Origin of the sequence: Fructobacillus ficulneus, from assembly GCF_001047075.2 — a bacterium.
Taxonomy (GTDB): domain Bacteria; phylum Bacillota; class Bacilli; order Lactobacillales; family Lactobacillaceae; genus Fructobacillus; species Fructobacillus ficulneus.
In genome coordinates this window covers 209,214-214,458 of sequence record NZ_DF968005.1, presented here as the reverse complement: position 1 = coordinate 214,458, position 5,245 = coordinate 209,214, and the positions used below count along the sequence as shown (strand labels likewise).

8 protein-coding genes and 1 pseudogene are annotated in these 5,245 nt (G+C 46.0%); all 9 read right to left on the bottom strand.

Annotated features, from left to right (window positions below; translation table 11 throughout):
- Positions 1-548 (bottom strand): annotated as a pseudogene (locus AOQ29_RS08165) (translation initiation factor IF-2); the annotation flags it as partial.
- The gene (locus tag AOQ29_RS05715; RefSeq protein WP_061993539.1) at positions 548-865 is read right to left on the bottom strand and encodes a L7Ae/L30e/S12e/Gadd45 family ribosomal protein; all 318 of its coding nucleotides are present in this window, start codon (positions 863-865) and stop codon (positions 548-550) included. The pseudogene AOQ29_RS08165 and the gene AOQ29_RS05715, both read right to left, overlap by 1 nt.
- Positions 855-1,154 carry an RNase P modulator RnpM gene (gene rnpM, locus AOQ29_RS05710; RefSeq protein ID WP_061993538.1) on the bottom strand — a complete coding sequence of 100 codons (300 nt, stop codon included), beginning with the start codon at positions 1,152-1,154 and terminating at the stop codon, positions 855-857. Before rnpM ends, AOQ29_RS05715 begins: the two co-directional genes overlap by 11 nt.
- 21 nt (positions 1,155-1,175) lie before the next feature.
- Positions 1,176-2,339 carry a transcription termination factor NusA gene (gene nusA / locus AOQ29_RS05705; protein WP_083989347.1) on the bottom strand — a complete coding sequence of 388 codons (1,164 nt, stop codon included), beginning with the start codon at positions 2,337-2,339 and terminating at the stop codon, positions 1,176-1,178.
- Between the two features lie 24 nt (positions 2,340-2,363).
- On the bottom strand, positions 2,364-2,840 hold the full coding sequence (locus AOQ29_RS05700) for a ribosome maturation factor RimP (protein WP_061993537.1): 477 nt from the start codon (positions 2,838-2,840) through the stop codon (positions 2,364-2,366).
- 179 nt (positions 2,841-3,019) lie between these two features.
- Complete coding sequence (gene rpsN / locus AOQ29_RS05695; protein WP_061993536.1) at positions 3,020-3,289, bottom strand: 30S ribosomal protein S14; 270 nt, start codon at positions 3,287-3,289, stop codon at positions 3,020-3,022.
- The gene (rpmG, locus tag AOQ29_RS05690; RefSeq protein WP_002815032.1) at positions 3,289-3,438 is read right to left on the bottom strand and encodes a 50S ribosomal protein L33; all 150 of its coding nucleotides are present in this window, start codon (positions 3,436-3,438) and stop codon (positions 3,289-3,291) included. The genes rpsN and rpmG overlap by 1 nt, the downstream gene beginning before the upstream one ends.
- A 140-nt stretch (positions 3,439-3,578) precedes the next feature.
- Entirely contained in the window at positions 3,579-4,484 is a 906-nt protein-coding gene (locus tag AOQ29_RS05685) for a manganese-dependent inorganic pyrophosphatase (protein WP_061993535.1), read from the bottom strand.
- A 74-nt stretch (positions 4,485-4,558) separates the two neighbouring features.
- Positions 4,559-5,245 (bottom strand): DNA gyrase C-terminal beta-propeller domain-containing protein (locus tag AOQ29_RS08160; protein WP_275936585.1); only part of this gene is annotated, 687 nt, incomplete at its 5' end.

Sequence of the window (5,245 nt, the reverse complement as noted above, 5' to 3'; positions counted from 1 at the left end):
CCAGCTGCAGCTGGCTTTGCACCGGCTTGACCGTTAGCTGCTGGTTTAGCACCAGCGGCTGGCTTCTTTTCGGCTGGCTTAGCAGCTGGCTTCTTAGCAGCTTCCTTCTTAGCTTGGGCTGCTTGAGCAGCTTCCTTAGCCTTGTTGTTAGCTGAAACATATTCTTTCAAAGAGTCATCTTTTTGGGCTGAATAGTTAATTTGGCCTTCACGAGGCTTGGTTGACCATGACTTCTTTTCGCGAACCACTGGGCGACCTGAGTTAGCGTTGCTATTGCGATTACGGTTATTGTTGTTAGGACGACGGTTGCCACCCTGTCCACCTTGACCTGCTTGGCCGTTAGGACGACTAGCATTTGTCCGACCACCGTTAGCGTTACCTTCGTTAGTCTTCGGACGGGGGTGGTTGGCTGTTGCGGGCTTTGATGATGCCCCGTCTGCTAACTTAGCAGCATGCCGACGCTGGGATGCAGGCAATTCTTTTCGTTCTGGGACAGCCTGTTTGCGGGTTGGCCGGGGTGATCCTGAAAGTTTCTTTTCTTCTGCCATTAATTCCGCTCCTTTTCTTTGAGTAGTTCATTGATTTTCTTAGCAAAACCATTATCGGTGATGGCCATAATTGATCGGTTTAAACCGATTGCTTGGCTTAATTCGTCTTTAGTGAAATCTTCAACCAAAGTCACCTGATAAAAATTGGCTTTATCCCGAAATTTCTTTTGTTGGCTAGCACCCCCATCAATGGGGAAAAAGGCGATTTTAGCCTTGGACTTTTGAATCGCTGTTAGCGTATCGCCAGTACCAAAGACCAAATTGTTTGAACGCCGGGCTAAACCAAGTAACTGTAGGATTTTATCCTTACTGTTCATTGTCAAATAACTCTTTTCGGGCTTGCTGGTGGTCGACATAAGCATATAGTTCTTCATAAAAAGCCGGATCAATAGGCATTGAAAAAGCCTTTTCAAAGACACGTTGCTCTTGAGCTTGCTTAGCGACGTCACGGTCTAAGGAAACATAAGCTCCCCGACCGTTTTGCTTACCAGAGGGATCTAAAAAGACCTCTCCTTCCTTATTTTTAACGACCCGGACCAGGTCCTTTTTGGCAAGCATGGCACCAGTCACAATATCTTTTCTTAAGGGTACCTTCCGTGTTTTCATGAAAGAACCTCCTTTATTGGCTTAGTCTTCTTGTTCTGTTGTTGGTGTTTGTTCAGTTGCTTCAGTTGCAGCTGGGTCGATGGCTTCATCCAAGACAACTTCTTGGTCAGTTTCAACAACCGGAGCTTCTTCAGCTAACTTGCTAGCTTCGCTTTCAGCCTTAATATCAATCTTAAAGCCTGTTAAGCGAGCTGCCAAACGAGCGTTTTGACCCTTCTTACCAATTGCCAATGACAATTGATCATCAGGAACAATCACAGTCACAGATTGTTCGTTAGCTGGGTCAAAAATGACATCAGTCACTTCAGCGGGGTTTAAGGCATTAGCGATATATTGGGCTTCATCTTCCACCCATTCGACAATATCCATATGTTCCCCACCCAGTTCAGTCACAACGGACTGAACACGGGCACCACGTTGACCAACCAAGGCCCCAACTGGGTCAAGGTCACCATCATGAGTATAGACAGCAATCTTCGAACGGTCACCCGCTTCACGGGCAATCGAAACAATTTCCACTGTTCCATCATATACTTCTGGGACTTCTTGTTCAAACAAACGTTTGACCAAATCAGGAGCCGTTCGAGAAACAAAGATTTGAGGACCCTTCAAAGAGTTTTCAACCTTGTTCACCAAAACCTTAATGCGGTCACGCATTTGGTATTGTTCCGTTGGCATTTGGTCAGCCGGTGTCATAACGGCTTCCTGCTTACCAGGCAACATCACATAGAGGAAACGGCTGTCTTGTCGTTCCACTTCTCCAGTAATGATTTCATCTTGATAATCTTGGTACTTATCATAGATAGCTTGGCGACTAGCTTCGCGCATCTTTTGCACGATTACTTGCTTAGCTGCTTGAGCAGCCATGCGGCCAAAGTCCTTTGGTGTGACGTCGAAACGAATTTCGTCACCAGGTTCGTAGGCCTTGTTGATTACTAAAGCTTCTGTCAAAGAAATTTCAGTATCAGGGTCAAGCAAGTCTTCGTCCAAAACAACGATTTTCACTTGCTTGATGGTCATCTTACCCTTTTTATCATCAAAAGTTGCTTCAACATTTTGAGCCGCGTTGTACTGCTTCTTATAAGCGGCCTTTAAAGCGTTTTCCAAAGCGTCGACAACAACCGCGCGGTCAATCCCACGTTCTTCTTCTAAGGCATCTAAGGCTTGTACTAATTCTTTACTCATCTGCGTTCTCCACTTTCAATCAGATTAAAATTGGACGGCCACAATGGCCTTGGCAATTTCATCAAAGGTTACATCAAACTTTTGTTGCTCACTTTCCAATGTTAAACCATTGTCAGTTAGCTCAGCAATTTCACCCGTCCATTGCTTTTGGCCATCCTTGGCCGCAAAGAAAGCAATGGTAATGGCCAAGTTTCCTTCTTGGGCCCAGGCATAGTGCCAAGGTTCAACCAGGGAACGATCCATGCCCGGTGAAGCAATGTCTAACATATACTCACCAGGAACTGGGTCGACGGGGGCTTCATCCAAAGCCTCGTTCACAAGACGCGTGAAGTCGGTGATTTGTGCCATTGAAATATTTTGGTGGTCGGGTAGGTCAACTAAGACCTCCACTGTTTTTTGTCCACCAACCTGCTTAATTTTTAAATCCCACAGCAGCAACCCTTGGGCTGCAATAATGGGGTTTAAGATATCGAGCAAGGCTTGATTCTTTGCCTGTGCCATCCAAACTCCTTACTTGTTTTCTTACCATAAAAAATGAGCCGGTCAAATCTCCCTGACCCGCCCATTTACAATGTATATGTAAATTAACTTAACTCTATCTTAGCCGATTTAGCCAAGAAAAGCAAGGTCAAGCAAAGAAAAAACCACAGCAAGGCTGTGGTTTAACTGGTATTAAAATCTTACCAAGAAGCCTTACGAACACCAGGAATCTGGCCCTTATGAGCTAATTGACGGAAGTTAAGACGTGACATACCGAATTCGCGCATGTAAGCGTGAGGACGACCATCAATTTGGTCACGGTTGTGCACACGTACAGGTGATGAATCCTTTGGCAAAGCTGCCAAACCGATATAGTCACCAGCAGCCTTCAAGGCAGCACGCTTGTCAGCGTACTTTGCAACCAAGGCTTCGCGTTGCTTTGCCTTTGCAATCTTTGATTTCTTAGCCATTACTTAATCTCCTTGAATGTAACTACTTTACGAAGTTTTGGTGAGTACTTCTTTAACTCCAAACGATCGGGCGTATTACGACGGTTTTTAGACGTCAAGTAGATACGCTCTCCAGTTTCATCATTGCCTAATACAACATGAATACGCATATTCCCAGCTCCTCAGAATTTTGATTTTTTTAGTGAAAAATTATTTGCTTGTCAATACAAGTTAATATTATACATGCAACCCTAGCAGGTGTAAAGGCTAATTCGCAATTTCCTTACTAAGAATTTCAGACGGATTCGTCTTAGAATTGACCCTGCAATGGTGGGACAACTTGCTTCTTTCGTGAAACAACCCCTGGCAAATCAATGACGTTGTTGTCCAACTTAGTGCCAAAGGCAGCTTCGATGGCGTCAGCAGCATCACCCAAGTACAAGGCCTTTGAGTTTGAGTTCAAGATGTCTGTAATCACGAACAAGAAGTCTTCGTAACCAGAAGCCTTCATGGCTTCTTCCAAACCAGCTTGACGGGCCAAAACATCGGCAATGTCAACCGTGTTAACTTGACCAATGCGGAATTCATGAGAACCCATGGTGAAAGACTTAGCATCCCCCTCCAACAATTCTTCATCGCTCCGTGTTGACAAGTCAGTTCCGGCCTTCAACAAAGCCATGCCGTAAGCTTCCAAATCATCCAAACCAGCCAACTTAGCCAATTCAGGCAAAGCTTGACGGTCGAAGTCAGTCGTGGTTGGGCTCTTCAACAACAAAGTATCTGAGATCAAACCAGAAGCCAACATTCCAGCCACAGCAGCAGGAATTGTCAAACCAGCTTGCAAGTATTCAAAGTACAAGATTGTTGAAACTGAGCCCCATGGCTTAGCCGTGATGTACAAAGGTGTCGCATTTTGGAAAGCAAACTTGTGGTGGTCGTAGATGGCGTAAACTTCCACTTCAGCCAAGTTATCGACGGATTGAGCGGCTTCGTTATGGTCAACCAAGACAACTTGGTCAGTTTCGGCCTTGTCGATGATTGGCAAAGCTGCCAAACCAAAATGGTCCAAGGCGAATTGTGTTTCAGCATTGGGTTGCCCTTGAGCAACTGCCTGTGTATCAACCCCTTGTTGTGCCAACAAGTCGGCTGCACCCATCGCTGAAGCAATGGTGTCAGTATCTGGGTTCTTGTGTCCAAAAACTTGAATTTGTGCCATGTTTCTTACTCCTCTAGTGTCAATTCATTGACAACGATATTAATTTGATTGTAACCCGTTAAGGTGGGTTTTGCCTAGTCATTTTCCTGTAAATTTAGCGGGAAAATAGCGGTGGCTTGACCATCACGCTTAACATCCAACAAGGCCTGACCGTTGCTTGTCCGAGTCGACAAGCTATGGTCAGCCAATTGAATATCAAAGGTCTGCAACCGGTCCGTGCGAATCCGCAAGGCTCCCTGGTCCGGTGTCAGCGCCGTCGCGGCCGTAATGGCGTAGTCAATGGTCTTGCGGGGACTAAGGACCTGCAAGCCCTTGTTGGCCCGGTGACCAGCCGTAATCTCTTCAATCAGGCTGTACTTAAACGTTCCCTGATTGGTAACAACGGCCAAGAACCGGTCAGCTGGATCTAGGGCAAGAACGGCAACTACCTGGTCTTCTGCCCCCAACTTGATGGCTTTAACTCCGGCGGTTCGTGATCCCACGACTGGGACATCTTCTAAGGCAAAGCGCAAGGCTAAGCCGGTTTGGGCGACTACTAAGACTTCGTGGTCCTTCTTCGTTGGTTGGGCTGCAATCAACTCTGAATCAGCCGTCTTCAACTTCATCACCACTGCCGACTTCTTCTTGTAGGCCTTTGGAATCAAATCTTGGATGGTCGTCTGCTTGATAAAACCATCATTAGTGGCCAACAGGAAGGTTGCCTCGCTTTGCACGTCATCTAAGACGTAAGCAAAGCGGATACTTTCCTGGCTTTCCCAATT

Coding starts and splice junctions, on each gene's coding strand:
- rnpM (WP_061993538.1), bottom strand. CDS start 1,154: ATGAAAACACGGAAGGTACCCTTAAGAAAAGATATTGTGACTGGTGCC.
- nusA (WP_083989347.1), bottom strand. CDS start 2,339: ATGAGTAAAGAATTAGTACAAGCCTTAGATGCCTTAGAAGAAGAACGT.
- AOQ29_RS05685 (WP_061993535.1), bottom strand. CDS start 4,484: ATGGCACAAATTCAAGTTTTTGGACACAAGAACCCAGATACTGACACC.
- rpsN (WP_061993536.1), bottom strand. CDS start 3,289: ATGGCTAAGAAATCAAAGATTGCAAAGGCAAAGCAACGCGAAGCCTTG.
- rpmG (WP_002815032.1), bottom strand. CDS start 3,438: ATGCGTATTCATGTTGTATTAGGCAATGATGAAACTGGAGAGCGTATC.
- AOQ29_RS05700 (WP_061993537.1), bottom strand. CDS start 2,840: ATGGCACAGGCAAAGAATCAAGCCTTGCTCGATATCTTAAACCCCATT.
- AOQ29_RS05715 (WP_061993539.1), bottom strand. CDS start 865: ATGAACAGTAAGGATAAAATCCTACAGTTACTTGGTTTAGCCCGGCGT.